At 75.0% G+C, this 17,090-nt stretch carries 20 protein-coding genes and 1 rRNA gene; 6 read left to right on the forward strand and 15 right to left on the reverse strand.

The window, feature by feature from the left end; all coding sequences use genetic code 11:
• Positions 1–29: 29 nt before the first annotated feature.
• Positions 30–632 carry a 30S ribosomal protein S4 gene (gene rpsD, locus ACI8AK_RS11780; RefSeq protein WP_387991098.1) on the forward strand — a complete coding sequence of 201 codons (603 nt, stop codon included), beginning with the start codon at positions 30–32 and terminating at the stop codon, positions 630–632.
• Here rpsD and ACI8AK_RS11785 read toward each other — a convergent pair.
• The 12 genes from ACI8AK_RS11785 to ACI8AK_RS11840 form a co-directional block, all read right to left on the reverse strand.
• A complete protein-coding gene (locus ACI8AK_RS11785; protein ID WP_387991095.1) occupies positions 620–1,291 on the reverse strand; it encodes a 3-oxoacid CoA-transferase subunit B in 672 nt (223 codons plus the stop codon). The two genes, rpsD and ACI8AK_RS11785, sit on opposite strands and share 13 nt — an antisense overlap.
• Entirely contained in the window at positions 1,288–1,956 is a 669-nt protein-coding gene (locus tag ACI8AK_RS11790; protein ID WP_456956363.1) for a 3-oxoacid CoA-transferase subunit A, read from the reverse strand. Before ACI8AK_RS11790 ends, ACI8AK_RS11785 begins: the two co-directional genes overlap by 4 nt.
• Positions 1,957–2,119: 163 nt before the next feature.
• Entirely contained in the window at positions 2,120–2,383 is a 264-nt protein-coding gene (locus tag ACI8AK_RS11795) for a hypothetical protein (protein WP_387991089.1), read from the reverse strand.
• 12 nt (positions 2,384–2,395) lie between these two features.
• On the reverse strand, positions 2,396–3,547 hold the full coding sequence (locus ACI8AK_RS11800) for an SRPBCC family protein (protein ID WP_456956365.1): 1,152 nt from the start codon (positions 3,545–3,547) through the stop codon (positions 2,396–2,398).
• Positions 3,544–5,229: a hypothetical protein gene (locus tag ACI8AK_RS11805; protein WP_456956367.1), complete on the reverse strand. Its 1,686-nt coding sequence runs from the start codon at positions 5,227–5,229 to the stop codon at positions 3,544–3,546. The genes ACI8AK_RS11800 and ACI8AK_RS11805 overlap by 4 nt, the downstream gene beginning before the upstream one ends.
• Positions 5,230–5,322: 93 nt before the next feature.
• The gene (locus ACI8AK_RS11810) at positions 5,323–6,075 is read right to left on the reverse strand and encodes a GvpL/GvpF family gas vesicle protein (protein WP_456902040.1); all 753 of its coding nucleotides are present in this window, start codon (positions 6,073–6,075) and stop codon (positions 5,323–5,325) included.
• A gap of 2 nt (positions 6,076–6,077) precedes the next feature.
• On the reverse strand, positions 6,078–6,521 hold the full coding sequence (locus ACI8AK_RS11815; RefSeq protein WP_456929695.1) for a gas vesicle structural protein GvpA: 444 nt from the start codon (positions 6,519–6,521) through the stop codon (positions 6,078–6,080).
• Positions 6,518–6,892 (reverse strand): gas vesicle protein K, encoded by a 375-nt coding sequence (locus tag ACI8AK_RS11820; protein ID WP_387991077.1) that lies wholly within the window; start codon positions 6,890–6,892, stop codon positions 6,518–6,520. The genes ACI8AK_RS11815 and ACI8AK_RS11820 overlap by 4 nt, the downstream gene beginning before the upstream one ends.
• On the reverse strand, positions 6,889–7,101 hold the full coding sequence (gene gvpJ, locus ACI8AK_RS11825) for a gas vesicle protein GvpJ (protein WP_456956369.1): 213 nt from the start codon (positions 7,099–7,101) through the stop codon (positions 6,889–6,891). The genes ACI8AK_RS11820 and gvpJ overlap by 4 nt, the downstream gene beginning before the upstream one ends.
• A complete protein-coding gene (locus ACI8AK_RS11830; protein WP_456956371.1) occupies positions 7,094–8,131 on the reverse strand; it encodes a GvpL/GvpF family gas vesicle protein in 1,038 nt (345 codons plus the stop codon). The genes gvpJ and ACI8AK_RS11830 overlap by 8 nt, the downstream gene beginning before the upstream one ends.
• Entirely contained in the window at positions 8,128–8,580 is a 453-nt protein-coding gene (locus ACI8AK_RS11835) for a gas vesicle protein (protein WP_456956373.1), read from the reverse strand. Before ACI8AK_RS11835 ends, ACI8AK_RS11830 begins: the two co-directional genes overlap by 4 nt.
• Complete coding sequence (locus ACI8AK_RS11840; RefSeq protein WP_387991065.1) at positions 8,577–8,858, reverse strand: gas vesicle protein GvpO; 282 nt, start codon at positions 8,856–8,858, stop codon at positions 8,577–8,579. The genes ACI8AK_RS11835 and ACI8AK_RS11840 overlap by 4 nt, the downstream gene beginning before the upstream one ends.
• Before the next feature lie 124 nt (positions 8,859–8,982).
• Between ACI8AK_RS11840 and ACI8AK_RS11845 the strand changes: the two genes are divergently transcribed.
• Positions 8,983–9,525 (forward strand): RNA 2'-phosphotransferase, encoded by a 543-nt coding sequence (locus tag ACI8AK_RS11845; protein ID WP_387991062.1) that lies wholly within the window; start codon positions 8,983–8,985, stop codon positions 9,523–9,525.
• 371 nt (positions 9,526–9,896) lie between these two features.
• Here the strand turns inward: ACI8AK_RS11845 and bar are convergent, their stop codons facing one another.
• Together bar and ACI8AK_RS11855 are read right to left on the reverse strand one after the other, a co-directional pair.
• On the reverse strand, positions 9,897–11,000 hold the full coding sequence (bar, locus tag ACI8AK_RS11850) for a barbiturase (protein WP_387991056.1): 1,104 nt from the start codon (positions 10,998–11,000) through the stop codon (positions 9,897–9,899).
• A gap of 132 nt (positions 11,001–11,132) precedes the next feature.
• Positions 11,133–12,086: a carbamate kinase gene (locus ACI8AK_RS11855; RefSeq protein WP_387991053.1), complete on the reverse strand. Its 954-nt coding sequence runs from the start codon at positions 12,084–12,086 to the stop codon at positions 11,133–11,135.
• Between the two features lie 124 nt (positions 12,087–12,210).
• Between ACI8AK_RS11855 and ACI8AK_RS11860 the strand changes: the two genes are divergently transcribed.
• Positions 12,211–12,651, forward strand: a complete 441-nt coding sequence (locus tag ACI8AK_RS11860) for a hypothetical protein (protein WP_456956375.1) — start codon at positions 12,211–12,213, stop codon at positions 12,649–12,651.
• A 3-nt stretch (positions 12,652–12,654) separates the two neighbouring features.
• On the opposite strand, the gene ACI8AK_RS11865 is transcribed toward ACI8AK_RS11860, so the two are convergent.
• A complete protein-coding gene (locus tag ACI8AK_RS11865; RefSeq protein ID WP_387991047.1) occupies positions 12,655–13,473 on the reverse strand; it encodes a PHP domain-containing protein in 819 nt (272 codons plus the stop codon).
• A gap of 78 nt (positions 13,474–13,551) precedes the next feature.
• Between ACI8AK_RS11865 and ACI8AK_RS11870 the strand changes: the two genes are divergently transcribed.
• From ACI8AK_RS11870 to ACI8AK_RS11880, 3 genes are all read left to right on the forward strand, one after another.
• Positions 13,552–15,777, forward strand: a complete 2,226-nt coding sequence (locus ACI8AK_RS11870; RefSeq protein WP_387991044.1) for a RecQ family ATP-dependent DNA helicase — start codon at positions 13,552–13,554, stop codon at positions 15,775–15,777.
• A gap of 40 nt (positions 15,778–15,817) precedes the next feature.
• Entirely contained in the window at positions 15,818–16,450 is a 633-nt protein-coding gene (locus ACI8AK_RS11875; RefSeq protein WP_456956377.1) for an alpha-ketoglutarate-dependent dioxygenase AlkB, read from the forward strand.
• 436 nt (positions 16,451–16,886) lie between these two features.
• A 16S ribosomal RNA gene (locus ACI8AK_RS11880) occupies positions 16,887–17,090 on the forward strand; the annotation flags it as partial.

Below are 17,090 nucleotides of genomic sequence, written 5' to 3' on the forward strand. Positions count from 1 at the left end.
CCTAACCTAACTCGACGACGGAGGTCCCGTTGAACACCCCGCGCCCCAAGGTCCGGCTCAGCCGCCGGCTCGGCCTGCCGCTCACCCCGAAGGCCGTGAGCTACTTCGAGCGCCGCCCGTACCCGCCGGGCGAGCACGGCCGCAAGCGCAAGCAGCAGAGCGACTACTCGACCCGGCTGCTGGAGAAGCAGCGGCTGCGGGCGCAGTACGACGTCAGCGAGACCCAGCTGCGCCGGGCGTTCGACCGGGCCCGGCGCACCGGCGGCAAGACCGGCGAGGCGCTGATCCAGGACCTCGAGTCGCGGCTGGACGCCACGGTGCTGCGGGCCGGGTTCGCGCGGACCATCTACCAGGCCCGCCAGTTCGTCACCCACCGGCACGTGCTGGTCAACGGCCGCCGGGTGGACCGCCCGTCCTACCGGCTGCGCCCGGGCGACTGGATCTCGATCGCCGAGGGGTCGCGGACCCGGGAGCCGTTCCAGGTCGCCGCGTCCGGCGCGCACGCCACCGCCCCGGCCTACCTCGAGGTGCGGCTGGCCGACCTCACCGCCCGGGTGGAGCGCGTGCCCGCCCGCGAGGAGGTCCCGGTGGTGTGCGAGGAGCAGCTGGTCGTGGAGTACTACTCCCGCTGACCCGGCACCAGCACCCCGACGTCGTCGGCGAAGGACAGCCGGGCGGCCGTGGCGCCCTGCAGGTCGTCGCGGCCGAGCCCGGCCACCATCTCGCGCACGAGGAACCCCTCGGCGGTGACGTCGAGGACGGCGAGGTCGGTGTAGACGCGGTCGACCACGCCGGCGGCGGTGAGCGGGTAGGTGCAGCGCGGCACGAGCTTGGGCTCGCCGGCCTTCGTCGTGTGCGTCGTCATCACCAGCACCCGCTTCGCGCCGACGGCGAGGTCCATCGCGCCGCCGACCGCCGGCGGGTGCGAGGCGTCGTCGGTGGCCCAGTTGGCGAGGTCGCCGTGCTCGGAGACCTGGAAGGCGCCGAGCACGGTCAGGTCGACGTGGCCGCCGCGCATCATGAGGAACGCGTCGGTGTGGTGGAAGAACGCCCCGCCGGGCAGGAGGGTCACCGGCTGCTTGCCGGCGTTGATCAGCTCGGGGTCCTCCTCGCCCGGTGCCGGGGCGGGACCCATGCCGAGGATCCCGTTCTCCGAGTGGTAGACGACCTCCCGGTCGTCCCCGACGCAGTCGGCGACCAGCGTGGGCAGGCCGATGCCGAGGTTCACGTAGGCGCCGTCGGGGATGTCCCGGGCGATCCGCCGTGCGACGTCGCGCGTGTCCAGCCTCACGCCCTGCCCACCTCCACGACGCGGTCCACGAAGATCCCCGGCGTCACGATCACCTCCGGGTCCAGCGCACCCAGCTCCACGAACTCGTCCACCTGGACGACGGTCAGCGCGGCCGCCGCGGCCATCGTCGGGCCGAAGTTCCGCGCGGCGGTGCGGTAGACGAGGTTGCCCCAGCGGTCGGCGCGCGCGGCCCGGACCAGGGCGACGTCGCCGGGCAGGGGCTCCTCGAAGACGTGCCGGCGGCCGTCGATCACCCGCACCTCCTTGCCCTCGGCGAGGCGGGTGTCGGCACCGGTCGGGGTGAAGAACCCGCCGAGGCCCGCGGCCGCCGCGCGCATCCGCTCGCTGAGCGTGCCCTGCGGGACCAGCTCGAGCTCCACCTCGCCGGCGCGCCAGCGCTCCTCGAACCAGACCGAGCCGGCCGAGCGCGGGTAGGAGCAGACGATCTTGCGCACCCGCCGCTCGCGCAGCAGCGCCGCGACGTCGGTCTCGCCGGAGCCGGCGTTGTTGGTGACGACGGTGAGGTCGGTGGTCCCCTGGTCGAGCAGCGCGTGCACCAGCTCCACCGGGACGCCGGAGGCGCCGAACCCGCCGATGAGCACGGTCGCGCCGTCCTCGATGCCCGCGACGGCGTCGGCCAGTGACCCGACCCGCTTGTCGATCATCCGCACCTCTCCGGTCCGTCGGCGTGCCCCGACGCTAACCGGCCGGCGCGCGCCCGGCTCCACCCGCCGGGGTCGTGGTTCCGCGGACCCTCCTGAGCGCGGAGACGCCACCGGCCGGCGCCGGGTGCCGTGAGGGCCCCGACGCCGGCCGGTGACGGTCGGTTCAGCTGGACAGGCGGACCAGCCGCTGGATCAGCGACCGGCTGGGGAACCGGTCCTGGCGGATCTTGTCCAGCAGAATCTCCGCGTACTCCTGCTTGCGCCACGGCGTGAGGAGCGCCTCGACATCGTCCATCATCGTCGCCGACGGGTAGTGGTCGGTCTCGATCTTCTCCAGGAGGACGTCGAGGACCTCCTCCCGGACGCTGAGCGAGATCGCCGCCTCACGCAGGGACGCGGGGACCTCGCCGTTCTCGGTCTGCGACACCGTCGCCTCCTCTCAGCGGGTCCCGGCGGGTGCTGCCCGCCGCGCCCGTCGCCGCGGGGGCGCGCCGCCCCCGGATCCGTCGCCGGAGGATGCCCCCGCGGGGACCGGCTCCTCCTCGGGAGCCTCCTCCGGGGCCTCCTCGGGAGCCTCCTCCTCCTCCTCGGGCTCCTCCTCAGCGCCCTCCTCGCCGGCCTCCTCCTCGCCGGCTTCCTCCTCGTCGTACCCGGCTTCCTCGTCGTAGCCGGTCTCGTCCTGGTCCTCGGCCTCTTCCGGGGACTCGGCACCGGTCTCGTCCGGCTCCGGCTCGTCGGGTCCGCGGACCACCTCGCCGTCCCGGATCTCCCCACGCCAGCTGCCGGTGGCCTCGCCGCGCATCATGATGAAGCGCCGGAAGTGCTTGAGGTCCAGCCGGGCGCGGCGACCCTGGGCCCGCCAGATGTTGCCGGTCTTCTCGAACAGGCCCTGCGGGTAGTACTCCATGACCAGCAGGACCTGCGTGAGGTCGTCGGCGAGCGGGTGGAACGTGATGACGCCCTTGGTCGTGCCCTTGGCGCCCTCGGTGGTCCAGACGATCCGCCGGTCCGGGATCTGCTCGGTGACGGTGGCCTTCCAGTTCCGCCGGGACTTGAACACCTTCACCCGCCAGTTGCTGGACACCTCGTCGGCCTGGTCGACCGAGTCGACGCCCTTCATGAAGCTGGCGAACTCCTGGTACTGCGTCCACTGGTCGTAGGCGACGTTCACCGGGACGCCGACGTAGACGTCCTCGACGATGTTGACGAACTTCTTGTTGCCGCCGGCCCCGCCGCCCTTGCGGAAGACGCCCTTGATCTTCTCCTTGATGCCGGAGCCCACGCCGCCGAGCACCGCCTTGACCGGGCTGTCGCCCTCGGCCAGCCGGGAGATGGCCCCGGTGGCGGCGGGGGCGACGAAGCCGCCGCCCTCGGCCTTCTCCTTGAGGTTGTCGGTGACGCCGCCGACCTTGCTGCCGAGCGACTTCACCGCGTCGGTGGCGCGGGCCTTGGCGTAGTCCTTCGCCGCGTCACCGAGGCGGCCGATCACGGGGTTGCTGGCGAGCCCGCCGAGCAGGCCCCCGCCACCTCCGCCACCGCCACCGCCACCGCCACCGGTGTCCTGGTTCTCCTGGTTCTCCGTGCTGGTCATGCCCGGGTTCCTTCCGTGCGCGGACGACGGGGTGAGCGGCCCTGCGGCCGGGCGCGGCGTGCCGGCTCGGCCTCGTTCTGGCGGCCCTCGTCACGGCCGGCGGCCTCCTGGCCGCCGCCGGACGCGGCCTCGCCGGTCTGCCGGGACCGTCGGCGGGGGGCATCGGCGGGCTGCTGCCCCCGGTCGCCCTTGGCCCCGCGGGCCCGGCCACCCTCCTGGCGGCTCTGCGGACGCCGGGCCCCACGGCGCGGCGGCAGCGGGGTCTCCTGCGGGGCCTCGTCCTCGCCGGTGCCAGCGTCGTCCGACTCGGCGCTGTCCGACTCGGCGCTGTCCGACTCGGCGCTGTCCGACTCGGCGGTGTCATCACCCGGCAAGCCACCGGCCTGGCCCGGGTCGACGTCGACGTCGGCGTGGCCGGGGTCGGGGGTGCGGTCCTCGCTGTCGCCCTCGTCCTCCGTGGACGTGGCGTCCTCGGCCGTGGCCTCGTCGGACTCCTCGTCCTCGTCGGAGCTGTCGCCCTCCGCGGTGAGGCCGGTGTCGCCCTCGGCCTCGTCCTCGTCGGACTCCTCGTCCTCGTCGGAGGTGTCGTCCTCGGCGGTGAGGTCGCCCTCGGCCTCGTCCTCGGCGTCCCCCTCGTCCTCGGCGTCCCCCTCGTCCTCGTCGGACTCCTCGTCCTCGTCGGAGGTGTCGTCCTCGGCGGTGAGGTCCTCGTCCCCCTCGTCCTCCGCCTCGTCCTCCGCCTCGTCCTCGTCGCCCTCCTCGTCGTCGTAGGCGTCCTCGTCGTCCTCGTAGTCGTCCTCGTCGGACTCGGCGTCCTCGTCGGCCGTGTCGTCCTCGGCGGTGAGGTCCTCGTCCGCCTCGTCCTCCGCCTCGTCCTCCGCCTCGTCCTCGTCCTCGTCGGCCTCGTCCTCGTCGGACTCCGCCTGGTCCTCGTCGGACGCGGTCTCGGACTCGCCGGTGTCCTCCGCGACCCCGGCGTCCTCGGACTCGTCCGCCTCGGTGTCCTGGTCCTCGGTGTCCTGGTCCTCGGTGTCCTGGTCCTCGGTGTCCTGGTCCGCGGTGTCCTGGTCCGCGGTGTCCTGGTCCTCGGTGTCCTGGTCCGCGGACCCGGCGGTGTCCTCGTCACCGGCCTTGCCGGAGTCCTCGGCGGTGTCCTCCTCCTGGCCCTTGCCCTTGCCGGTGATCGCCCGGAGGCCACGGCGCAGCACGCCGGTGCCCGACTCGGCCGCGCCGCCCGCGGCGCCGCCCGCGGCGCCGGCCGCCTTGCCGGCGGTGTCGGTGGCCGTGGAAGCGGCCTCGCCGGCGGTGTCGGTGGCCTTGAGCGCCGCCTCGCCCACGGTGTCGGCGGCCTTCCCGGCCTTCTCGTTCAGGGCGGCCGTGCGCTGCTCCAGCGCCTTGGTCAGCGCCGCGAGCTGGGTGTCGAAGGTGGCCGTCGCCGCGCTCCTGCCGGCCTGGAGCAGGGGACCGCGCAGCTGGGTCAGCAGCTCCTTGGCCTCGTTGCTGCTGGCGACGGACAGGAGGGCCTCACGCAGGAGGCGCTTGGGGTCCAGGGCGGACTGCGAGCCGGCGACCCACATGGCGAAACTGAGTGCGGCCCGGCCCTTCTTCATGCGGCCCAGCAGGTAGCCACCGAGCGTGGCGGCCCCCAGCTTGAGCACGGACGGGGTGGGACTCTCGGTCACAGTGGTCCTCTTCTCCCACCAGGGACCCGGTCCCCGGTGCACCTGGTCGATCGACTGCCGCCGGCCCCCGTACCGACGGTGTGCTGCTTTCCCTCACCACCCCCATCGCGAACGGGGTGCGGGCTGCGAACCCACGACCACGTCGTCCAGGAAGCTGTAGACGGGCATCGGGCCCACGTACTCGACGCTCGCGCTGCCGGCGGCGGCCTCCCGCAGCCGGGCGACCGCGGCGTCGGCGTCGTCCAGCCGGTCGCGCCGGACCAGGTACGCCGTCCGCGACACCTGGTCGTCGACGTGCAGCTCGCGCGACTGCTCGGCCACCCCGGACAGCTCCTGCGTCCAGGTGGCGGCGAGCTCGGCCTGCAGGTCGGCGACGCGCGCGGCCACGGCCTCGCCCACCGCCATCCGGTCGGCCAGCGAGGCCCCCGGCACCCGGGCGCGCGCGGCGAGCCGCGCGATGTCCGGGTCGTCGCGGCTCACCGCGGCGACCGAGGCGTCGGTGTCGAAGTCGAGGTCCAGCCGCAGCTCGACCAGGTCGGCCACGGCGGCCAGGCGCTGGGCCAGCTCGTCCGCCGACGGCTCGAGCACCTCGGCCCGGACGGCGTCCTCGTCGGGCGCGACGGTCCCGAACGGCAGCGGCAGCACCGGGACGGTCACGACCAGGGCCACCAGCAGGTCGAGGTGCGCGACGGCGTCGTCGCCCACCAGGTCGCCGTCCGGCGCGTCGGACACCACCGCCGCCAGCGGACCGGCGACGACGGCGCGCGGCTGCTGCAGCCGGCCGGGCGGCACCCGGCCGACGGCGGGGGCGTCGGACTCGCGGACGACGCCGTGGACGAGCAACACCGTCAGCTCCGGTTCTGCGGCCGCCGCGACGCCGGGGCACCGCGCTCGCCGCCGCCGCGCGAGCCGCCGTCGCCCTCCTCCTCGCGGTTCCGGTCGCGGCCGGTGAGGGAGCCGATGACGTCCTGCGCGGTCTCCCGGGCGCCGCTCAGGGCTCCTTTCGTCGCGGACTTCGGCCCACCCTGTGTCACCTCGCGGATGAGGCCGGGCAGGCCCGCGACCTGGTCCTGCGGCTGCAGGTCCAGCCGGTTGACCGCCTCGGCGAAGCGCAGGTAGGTGTCGACGCTGGCGATGACGATCCGCGCGTCGATGGTGAGCAACTCGATGCCCACCAGCGCCACGCGCACGTACGCGTCGATGACGATGCCCTTGTCGAGGACGACGTCGAGGACGTCCGCGAGGCCGCTGGGCCGGGGGGCGCGGTTGACGGAGGACGTGGACATGGTCATGGCTGTCTCCTGCTCGGGTCGGGGTCAGGGGGCCGTGCTCGGGTGCCCGTGGTGCCACCGCGCGCCAGCGCGGTGAGGTCGAGGGGCAGGTACAGGTCCTCGGGGACGACGCCGAACGCGTCGATCAGCTCGTCGAAGGTGGCCTCCAGGTCGATCAGCGCCCGGCCGAGCTGCTCGACCTGGGCGTCGGTGAGGTCGCCGGCGTCCACCCGCCGCAGCGCCTGGCGCTCGACGACCTGGCGGACGACCTCCAGCAGGGACACGACCAGCCGCCCCAGCGAGCGGCCGACCTCCTCGCCGCTGCCCTCGAGGCGGCGGGCGGCGCCGGACGGTCCCCTCCGCCGCGGTGGCGGGAGGTCGGGGCCGGTCACCGGAGGGCCTCCGTGCCGGCCGGCCGCGGCTCCCGGGGCTGGACGGCGGTGAGCAGCAGGCGCAGGTCCAGCCGGACCAGGTCGATGCCGGCAAGGGTGATGACGACGTCCCCGCCGACGTAGGCGCCGCGCTGCAGCACCCGGTCGAGCAGCTCGACCAGGCTCGTGCCCCGGGTGTCCCCGCCGAGGATGCCGGTCCGCTCAGCCACCGTGGCCCTCCGCGGTCAGCGCGGCGAAGGAGTACGGCGGCCAGGGGCCACTGACCTCCAGCGCGAGTCCGTCGTCCTCGAGCTCGGTCCGGAGGTCCCCGACCGCGGCGAGGAACGCCTCCTCCGCGTCCGGCACCACCAGGCAGGCGAGGTCGAGCAGCAGCCCGGATGCCGGCGCGGCGCCGCGGTGCAGGCACTCCCGGACGTGCGGGTCCAGCGCCTGCTCGAGCCGGTCGGCCGCCCGGGCGGCGTCGCGGGCGGCCTCCTCCCGCTCGCGCAGCGCCTGCCGGCGCCGGGCCAGGTACGCGGTGCCGGTCAGCTCCTCCCGGTCGGGCCGGGACCCGCCGTCGGCGGCCTCCTCGCCGTCGGCCGGGCGGACCAGCCGGACGCCCCACTCGCGGGCGTCGCCGATGCGGGTCAGCTGCTCGCGGGCCACGGCGGCGTGCTCGGCCAGGAGGCGGCGGGCGGCCGTCTCGTCGGGGACGGCGGTGCCGAGCCGCAGCGGCAGCACCGGACCGGCGGCGACGGCGGCCCGGACGACGGCGTCGTGGCCGCGGGCCAGCAGCGCCAGCCGCCCGCCCTCGGACAGGTCGTCGGGGTCGACCTCCAGGTCGGCCCGCGGCACGCGGCGCACGAGCAGGCCGAGGTCGCCGTCGGTGACCAGTTCGAGGGGGCGCCCGCCGTGGGGGGCGCCGGGCGGGTCCGCGGGCACCGGGAGGTCGGCGGGGGCCAGCGCGAAGGCGTACAGCACCTCGCCCGGCAGCGGGGCCGCGTCGGTCCGGGGCGGGGGCACGGGAGGCGGGGCCGGCTCGGGCGGCGCGGCGGGCTCCGGGCGTGCGGCCGGGGCCGGCGCGGGGGCCGCACCCGCGGCCCGGCCGGCGAGGACCTCCGCCACCAGGGCGTCGGCGACCAGGCCGGCCAGCCGCTCGATCGCCAGTTCACGGCCCCGGACGACCGCGTCCGCCAGCACGTCGGGGCCCAGCTCGCGGGCCACCCGGGTGAGGCGGTCGGGGACGTCGGGGCCGGTCACGGCTGCTCGGCTCCCCGCCGCTCCGGCGCCCCGTCCGTCGCCTCGTCCGAGGCCGCCGGGCCGGCCTCGAGGCCCTGCCGGCGGACCAGGTCCTCCAGCTCGGCGACGCGCGCCCGCAGCGCGGCGACCTCGCCGTCGTCGCGCTCGCCGTCGTCGCGCTCGCCGTCGTCGCGCTCGCCGCTCCCGACGGCCGGCGCGGGCCGGCCGGAGAAGAACGGGTCGTGGCTCCACCAGTCCAGGCCCATCTCGCGGGCGGTCTCCGCGGAGGACACGAACAGGCGCAGCTTCAGGGTCAGCAGCTCGATGTCGAGGATGTTCACGACGATGTCGCCGGCGATGACGATCCCCTTGTCGAGCACCCGCTCGAGCACGTCGGCCAGCGAGTCGGGCTGCCGGCCGAGCGCTCCGCTGCCGACGCCGACCTGCCGGCGGGCGACGGGGCCGCTCATGCCTGGTCCACCTGGCCCCGGCTGAAGCGGCGCAGCCGCTCGAACCCGGTCAGCGTGCCGGAGCCGTCCATGTCGACCCGGTAGGTCGCCATGACGCTCGTCGTGGTGGGGATGCGCTCGAGCTCGACGACGTCGACCAGCACGGACCACCCGTCGCCGTCCCGGCGCACGCCGGTGGTGGCGACGGGTTCGAGGCCCGTCAGAGCCATGAACTGCTCCAACGCGCCCCGGACGGCGCCCACGAGTCCCCCGTGACCCTCGCGATGATCCGTGTCCATGGAAGGCCCACTTCACTCGTCGAATGATCAGGATGCGCCTCTACCCTGCCCCCTTCCAGGGGAAACGGGTAGATCACGGACCGGTCACGGTGCACCGGGGCCGGTCCCGGGGCACCGCTGACCCGTGGACGTCGTCGGGGTGAGCAAGCGGTTGTCCTACGTCCTGCGGCACCGGCCCGACAGCGTCGGCATCGCCCTCGACGAGGCCGGCTGGGTCGACGTCGACGTGCTCCTGGCCGCTCTCGCCGCGCACGGCACGCCGCTGACCCGCGGGGACCTCGACCGCGTCGTCGCCGGGAACGACAAGCGGCGGTTCGCCTACGACCCGGGCGGCACCCGCATCCGCGCCAGCCAGGGGCACAGCGTGCCGGTCGCGCTCGGGTACGCGGCCGAGTCGCCGCCGGCCGTGCTGTTCCACGGCACCCCGGTGCGCCACCTGCCGTCGATCCTCACCGAGGGGCTGCGGCCGGGCCGCCGGCACGCGGTGCACCTGAGCCCCGACGAGGCGACCGCCCGGACGGTCGGGGAGCGCCGGGGCCGCGCCGCCGTCCTCCGCGTCGACGCGGCGGGGCTGGCCGCCACCGGGGCGGTGTTCACCCGGTCGGCCAACGGCGTGTGGCTGGTCGACGCCGTCCCGCCGGCCTTCCTGGCCGTCCTCGACGGATGACCCCGGCTGCCGTCCCCGGACCGCCGCCGGGGCCGGTGCGGCCGAGGACGGGCGGTGATCCGCGACGTCGTCGTCGGGGAGCCGTCCCCGGCGAGTGGGCCGACGCCGAGATCCGGGGAGTCCCGTGCGCATCGACCTCTCCGGCCGCACCGCGGTCGTCACCGGCTCGTCCCGGGGCATCGTCGCCGGTCGGCCGCGACCTGCCCTGGGACGAGGCGCCTGCCCTGGGACGAGGCGCAGGGGCGGTTCACGCCTCGCCGCCGGCCTCGGCCACCACGGGCGGCGCGCTGCGCGTCGACGGCGGTTGCGTCGACGCGATCCTGCCGTGAGCGGGACCCGCGGGGGAGCGCCCCGCGGGTCCCGCGCCGGCCTCAGGCCCTGACGATCGCCGCGACCGGGCCGCCGCCCGACGGGCCCTGGTGCACCGCTGCCACGGACACGAACACCGCCGGGTCGCCGGTCACCGACGCCGCGACGCCCCCGACGGTCGCCTTGATCTGCCGGTGCCAGAAGACGTCGGAGTCGTCGAGCATCGCGTTGCGCCGGCCGCGGACGTAGCCGGTCGGGTCGGCCTCGCACTTGAGGAAGACGTTGACCAGCCGGTCGCCGAGGTCGCTGACGTGCGGGCGCTCGGGCAGGTCGAGGCCGGCCTGGCGGATGGCGTCCCAGATGCCGTCCTGGTCCAGGGCGTCCTTCATCACCGAGTGGCCGATGCGGTAGTTCCCGCCGTGCCCGCGCGCGTTGCCGACGACGACGATCTGCGCCCGGTCGAGCTCCACGCCCGACGAGCACGAGGCGACGGCGCTGTACAGGGACAGGTCGCGCATGACCTGCTCCTGCTCGGGCATCTCGATCTCGCCGAGCGCCACCGCGATGCCCAGCGCCGTCGTGCCGTTGGACAGGTCCATCGAGCCGTGCGGCTCGTCGTAGTAGGTGTCCTTGCCGCGGTTCTTCGCGTCGCGGATGGTCTCGATGGTGAGCAGCGGCGTCTTGGTCTGCACGTAGTGGACGTCGGCCGGGTCGGTGATCCCGGCGGCCTCCATCGCGCGGCGCACGCCCTCGGCGACCTTCTCCACCATCGCGATGCGGCCGATGTCCTCGGGGAGGATGACGTCGCTCATCGCGTAGCCCACGGTCAGCCGCGGCTCGTCGGTCTTCTCGACGGCGTCCTCGGGCAGCGTCGCGAAGATCGTCGCGTGCGGGCTGATCACGCCGTCGGTGCCGCCGGACCACACGATCGGGATCTCGGCGACCTCCTCCTTCGACCGACTGCCCTTCTCCAGCAGCACCTCGCGGAAGGCGCGGTCGGCGATGATCCGGGTGTAGTCGTTGACGCCGCCGTTGCCCTCGGTCTTGCCGATGACGGCGACGACCCGGTCGGCCTCCATGACGCCGTCGTCGATGAGCTTGGCCAGCTCGCTGGCGTCGCTCACGTTGTGCAGCGGGACCTTGCGGACCTCGATCGGTGCGGGCACGGGACCACTACTCCTTCGTTGTCGGGGTTCGGCCCTCCTGCAGGGTCCCGCCGCGAGCGTGCGAGCGGCGGGGGCAGGAGGGTCCTTCTGCTTCTCTGTGCGGCGGTGAGCACGTTCTCTGTGCAGCGGTCTCTATGCAGCGGTGACCACGGTGCCGACGGCGTCCCCGGTGACGGCGTCGGCGATGTTCTCGAGCGAGGTGACGACGGCGCGCTGGCCGCCGCCCTCCACGAAGCGCAGGACGGCCTCGACCTTGGGGCCCATGGAGCCCCGGGCGAACTGGCCCTCCCCGGCGTGCGCGCGGAGCTCGGCCACCGTGACCCGGCCGAGCGGGCGCTGGGACGGCGTCCCGAAGTCCACCATCACGTTCGCGACGTCGGTGGCGATCACCAGGGTGTCGGCCTCCAGGTCGCGCGCCAGGACGGCGGCGGTGAGGTCCTTGTCGATGACGGCCTCGACGCCCCGCAGGGCGGCGCCGTCCCCGCCGTCGTCGGTCACCGGGATGCCCCCGCCACCGGCGCAGACGACGACGAAGCCGGCCGCGGCGAGGGCGTGGATCGCGGGGGAGTCGACGACCGACCGCGGCTCGGGCGAGGCGACCACCCGCCGCCAGCCCCGCGGGCCGCGGTCCTCCCAGACCTGGCCGAGGGAGACGAACCGCTCGGCCTCCTCGCGCGGGAGGAAGCGGCCGACCGGCTTCGACGGCTCGCGGAAGTGCGGGTCGTCCGCGTCGACCAGGGTGCGCGTGACCAGCCCGGCGGTGCGCTGGGGCAGCCCCCGGGCGGCCAGGGCCGCGTCCAGCTCGTCGGCGACGGTGAAGGCGATGGTGGCCTGGGTCTGCGCGACGTTCCAGTCCAGCGGCACCGGCGGCACGACGTGCGCGGCGAGCTCGTTCTTGACCAGCAGGTTGCCCACCTGCGGGCCGTTGCCGTGGGTGAGCACCACCTCGACCCCGGCGGCCACCACCTCGGCGACGTGGCCGGCCGCCTCGCGGATCGCGTTCCGCTGGGCCTCCGGGGTGGCCGAGCCGTCGGCACCGGTCATGGCGTTGCCCCCGAGGGCGATCACCACGCGGCGGGACGTCACCCCGGCGACCCTAGCGGCGTTTCTCTTAGCGGTGAAGTAGTTGCCGGGACCTCCTACCCCTCGCGCGGTCCCCGATCGCGGGACCATCCGGGCAGGAGCGGGGGCCGCCAGGAGGGAGACGGCGATGCGGGTCCACTTCAGCTTCGACACCCGCGCCACTCCGGCCCAGGTCCGCGAGGCGTTCACCGACGTCGGCGACCGGCGGCTGGAGGTGTGGTCGAAGACCCTCGACCCGGCGAGGTACGAGGTCCGCGAGCAGGGCGAGGGCTGGGCCGTGCTGCGCGAGGGCAGCGCGGGCGTCCCGTTCTGGGTGCTGCTGCGCTACGAGTGGCCGGACCCGGACCGGGTCACCTGGACGCTGCTGGACAGCGACCACTGCGACCGCGGCACCGGCGAGGTCCGGATCACCCCGCGGGACGACGGCGGCAGCCACGTCGACGTGACGTGGCGCCACAGCGGCGGCCGCGGGCTGCGCGGGCGGGCGGTGCTGCTGGCCCAGGGCCTGATCGCCCCTGTCGCGCTCCCCCGGGTCTATCGCGCCGCCCTCGACCGGGCGGCCGGCTGAGCCTCAGCGGCGCCAGAAGTCGAAGCGGTCCCGCCCGGGCCGGAACCCGGCGGCCTCGACGACGTCGACGGCGAGGTCGAAGCGCTGGCCCACCGCGCCGGGCTGGTGGGCGTCGCTGCCGAAGCTGACCGCCTCGCCGCCCTCCTCGCGGAACCAGCGCACCTGGTCGACCGACGCCAGCGGGCTGCTCGTGTTCACCTCGAGCGCCCGGCCGGTCCCGGCCAGCGCGCGGAACACCGCCCGGTACTCCTCCTCGTAGTCCTTCTCCACGTACCGGTGCGCCCCGCCGGGCCAGTACCGCCGCGGGAAGTCCACGTGCGCGAGCACCTGGAAGACGTCGCTGCTCTCCACCATGTCGACGACCTCGGCCAGGTAGCGGCGCATCGTCCCGTCGGCGTCGGAGTAGAGCAGCTGCCCCACCCCGTACAGCCGGCCCTCGTGGTGCAGCGAGTGCAGCGACCCCAGGATCCGGTCGACCGGCGCGCCGGACAGGTGGGCGGCGACGCTGGACTCGAACAGGTGCGGCTCGCCGGCCTCGACGCCGGACCAGATGCGCAGCTCGGGGAACCGCTCGCGGACCTCGGTCAGCTCGGCCCAGTAGCCCTCGGTGTCGATCGGCTCGTGCCGCGAGGCGTGCCGGTCGACCAGGCCGAGGGTGGTGGCCCGGTCGTCGGGGCCCCACACGGTGAAGTCGAGGTGCTCGGTGAAGGCGATCGCCGGCAACCCCTGCGCCACGGCCTGCTCGCAGGCACGCGCCATCGTCACGCTGCTCGGGGTGTCCCACGACCACCCGGTGTGCACGTGGTTGTCCGGCGGTCGCATCGTCCCCATCCTGCCCGTCGTCCCCCGGTCCCGCTCGCACGGTCCCGCTGTCGGGGGACCCACCTACTGTCGGGGGCCATGAGCACCGCCGCGCCCCCGTCCGATCTGGCCGCCGAGGCCCTCGGCGTCCTCCGCGAGCTGACCGGCCGGCCCGACGCGGTGTTCCGCGAGGGGCAGGACGCCGCCGTCGCCGCGCTGGTCGAGCGGTCGGAGCGGGCGCTGGTCGTGCAGCGCACCGGCTGGGGCAAGTCGGCGGTGTACTTCGTGTCCACCGCGCTGCTGCGCCGCCGCGGCGCCGGGCCCACCCTGCTGGTCAGCCCGCTGCTCGCGCTGATGCGCGACCAGGTGGCCGCCGCGGCCCGCGCCGGCATCCGCGCGGTGGAGATCTCCAGCGCCAACGCCACCGAGTGGGACGACGTCGCCGCGCGCCTGGCCGCCGACGACGTCGACGTCCTGCTCGTCTCCCCGGAGCGGCTGACCAACCCGCGCTTCCGCGAGGAGCAGCTGCCCGGCCTGGTCGCCCGCTGCGGCCTGCTCGTCGTCGACGAGGCGCACTGCGTCTCCGACTGGGGCCACGACTTCCGTCCCGACTACCGCCGCATCCGCGACCTGCTCGGCACCCTGCCCGCCGGCACGCCCGTCCTCGCCACCACCGCCACGGCCAACGAGCGCGTCGTCGCCGACGTCGCCGAGCAGCTGGGCGCCGGCGGTGCCGGGGTGACGACGGTCCGCGGCCCGCTGGCGCGCGACTCGCTGCGCCTGGGCGTGCTGCGGCTGCCCACCGACCGCGCGCGGCTCGCCTGGCTGGCCGCCCACCTCGGCGACCTGCCGGGCAGCGGCATCGTCTACACGCTCACCGTCGCCGCGGCCGAGGAGACGGCGGGGCTGCTGCGCGACGCCGGGCACGACGTGCGCGCCTACACCGGCCGCCTCGACGACGCCGACCGCAAGGAGGCCGAGGAGGCGCTGCGGGAGAACCGGGTGAAGGCGCTGGTCGCCACCTCGGCGCTGGGCATGGGCTTCGACAAGCCCGACCTGGGCTTCGTCGTCCACCTCGGGGCGCCGTCGTCGCCGGTCAGCTACTACCAGCAGGTGGGCCGCGCCGGCCGCGCCGTCGACTCCGCCGACGTGCTGCTGCTGCCCGGCCCCGAGGACCTCGCCATCTGGCAGTGGTTCGCCACCTCGTCCATGCCGCGGGAGGACCACGCCGCGGCGGTGCTCTCGGCGATGGCCGACGGGAAGGCGTGGTCGGTGGCCCGGCTGGAGACCGTGGCCGACGTCCGCCGCTCGCGGCTGGAGCTGCTGCTGAAGGTGCTCGCCGTCGACGGCGCGGTGGAGCGGGTGCAGGGCGGCTGGCGGTCCACCGGCCGCCCGTGGGTCTACGACGCCGACCGTTACGCCCGCGTCGCCCGCACCCGGGAGGCCGAGCAGCGCGCGATGATCGCCTACGCGAAGCCGGTCGACGAGGCACGTTGCCGCATGGCGTTCCTCCAGGAGGCGCTCGACGACCCGACCGCCGCCCCGTGCGGTCGCTGCGACGTCTGCGCCGGCCCCTGGTACCCGACCGACGTCCCCGCCGGCGCGGCCGAGGCGGCCTCCGCGGCGCTGGACCGCCCGGGCGTCGAGCTCGCCCCGCGCGCCCAGTGGCCCACCGGCGCCGACCGGCTCGGCGTCGCGGTGAAGGGGAAGATCGCGCCGGCCGAGCAGGTCGACCCGGGCCGGGCGGTCGCCCGGCTCACCGACCTGGGCTGGGGCCAGCGGCTGCGCACCCTGCTCGGTGACGACGGCGTCGGTGGCACGGTGACCCTTGACCTCGAGGCGCCCGGCATCGAGGAGGACCCGGACGCCGCCTTCGACGTGCCGGTGCAGCGCTCGGTGTCCGACGTCCCGCCGGACGAGGACCTGCTGCGCGCCTGCGCCCGCGTGCTGGGCGCCTGGGACTGGGCCGAGCGACCGGCGGCGGTGGTCGCCGTCCCCTCGCGCCGCCGTCCGCGGCTCGTGACCGGGGCGGCGCAGGGCCTGGCCCGGCTGGGGCGGCTGCCGTACCTGGGTGAGCTGTCGCTCGCGCACGGCGGCCCGACCGGTGGCCCGGGCGGGAACAGCGCCTTCCGGCTGGCCGGGGTGTGGCAGCGGGTCGTCGTCGGGCCGGAGCTGCGGTCGCGGCTGGACGAGCTGGGGCCGGTGCCGGTGCTGCTCGTCGACGACCTCGCCGACTCGCGTTGGACGATGACCGTCGCCGGGCGGGAGCTGCGGCTCGCGGGGGCCTCCCGCGTCCTGCCCTTCGCGCTGGCGCTCACCGCCTAGGGACTCGTACACACGTTCGAGCGCCGTTAGCCTGCTCGGCATGACGCTCGCGCACCAGCCGTCGATGTTCGACGTCGCCGAGGAAGCCGCGCTCACCCCGCTCCGGGGCCGGGTGCGGCGGCACGTGCTCAGCCGCGGGGCGTGGGTCGACCACCTCCCCGGCTGGGTCGCGGGCTCCGACGAGGTCCTCGAGGTCCTGCTCGGCGACATCGGCTGGCGGGCCGACCGGCGGCAGATGTACGACCGCGAGGTCGCCGTCCCGCGGCTGCTCCGCTGGTACGGGCGCGGCGAGACGCTGCCGCACCCGCTCCTGACCGAGGCCCGCGCCGCGCTCGACGCGCACTACGCACCAGAGCTCGGCGAGCCGTTCGTCACCGCCGGCATGTGCCTCTACCGGGACGGCCGGGACAGCGTGGCCTGGCACGGCGACCGGCTGGGGCGCAGCCGCACGCAGGACACGATGGTCGCGATCGTCTCCTTCGGGTCGCCGCGGCCGCTGCTGCTCCGTCCGGCGGGCGGGGGCGGCGAGACCCTGCGCTTCCCGCTGGGGCACGGGGACCTGGTGGTCATGGGCGGCTCGTGCCAGCGCACCTGGGAGCACTGCATCCCGAAGACGACTCGGCCGGTCGGACCGCGGGTGAGCGTGCAGTTCCGTCCCGCCGGCGTGGCCTGACGCGGGCGTCCAGCAGCACGGCCGAGGCCGGGAAGACGGGCGCGCTGCGCGTCGTTGCACCTCGTGTCCGCTCGCCTGCCGACAGCGTGGCGAGCGACACGGGGACCCCCCGTGCACGACCCCTCAGAGGCCGTGTAATGTTCTCTCCGCACCGAGCGAGAACGGACCGGGCCGGAAGGCCTGGGAAACCGCCGGGAGGGCCCGTGGGGCCGGACCGTTGCGGAGCCGGTGTTACAGTGGGGACACCGCCTCGAACGAAGGCCTGGAAAGGTCGGGGTTCGAGCGCGTCCGCTCCTTGAGAACTCAACAGCGTGCCGAAAGTCAGTGCCAAGTAACAAACCCCCGCACTGCACGGTTGATTCGTGTGGTGAGGGATTCCTTTGGTTGATGACATCGAGAGTGCTAGCTCTCGGTTCTCGGCCAGCGATTGAATGCATCTACGGAGAGTTTGATCCTGGCTCAGGACGAACGCTGGCGGCGTGCTTAACACATGCAAGTCGAACGCTGAACCCTGCTTGCGGGGGGATGAGTGGCGAACGGGTGAGTAACACGTGGGCAACCTGCCCCCGGCTTCGGGATAACTCCAAGAAATTGGGGCTAATACCGGATGTGACCGCTGGCCGCATGGTCTGGTGGTGGA

The sequence above is a fragment of the Geodermatophilus sp. SYSU D00867 genome, assembly GCF_054050315.1.

Coding starts and splice junctions, on each gene's coding strand:
- ACI8AK_RS11815 (WP_456929695.1), bottom strand. CDS start 6,521: ATGACCATGTCCACGTCCTCCGTCAACCGCGCCCCCCGGCCCAGCGGC.
- ACI8AK_RS11870 (WP_387991044.1), top strand. CDS start 13,552: ATGAGCACCGCCGCGCCCCCGTCCGATCTGGCCGCCGAGGCCCTCGGC.
- ACI8AK_RS11840 (WP_387991065.1), bottom strand. CDS start 8,858: ATGGACACGGATCATCGCGAGGGTCACGGGGGACTCGTGGGCGCCGTC.
- ACI8AK_RS11800 (WP_456956365.1), bottom strand. CDS start 3,547: ATGACCAGCACGGAGAACCAGGAGAACCAGGACACCGGTGGCGGTGGC.
- ACI8AK_RS11865 (WP_387991047.1), bottom strand. CDS start 13,473: ATGCGACCGCCGGACAACCACGTGCACACCGGGTGGTCGTGGGACACC.
- ACI8AK_RS11860 (WP_456956375.1), top strand. CDS start 12,211: ATGCGGGTCCACTTCAGCTTCGACACCCGCGCCACTCCGGCCCAGGTC.
- ACI8AK_RS11875 (WP_456956377.1), top strand. CDS start 15,818: ATGACGCTCGCGCACCAGCCGTCGATGTTCGACGTCGCCGAGGAAGCC.
- ACI8AK_RS11835 (WP_456956373.1), bottom strand. CDS start 8,580: ATGAGCGGCCCCGTCGCCCGCCGGCAGGTCGGCGTCGGCAGCGGAGCG.
- ACI8AK_RS11790 (WP_456956363.1), bottom strand. CDS start 1,956: ATGATCGACAAGCGGGTCGGGTCACTGGCCGACGCCGTCGCGGGCATC.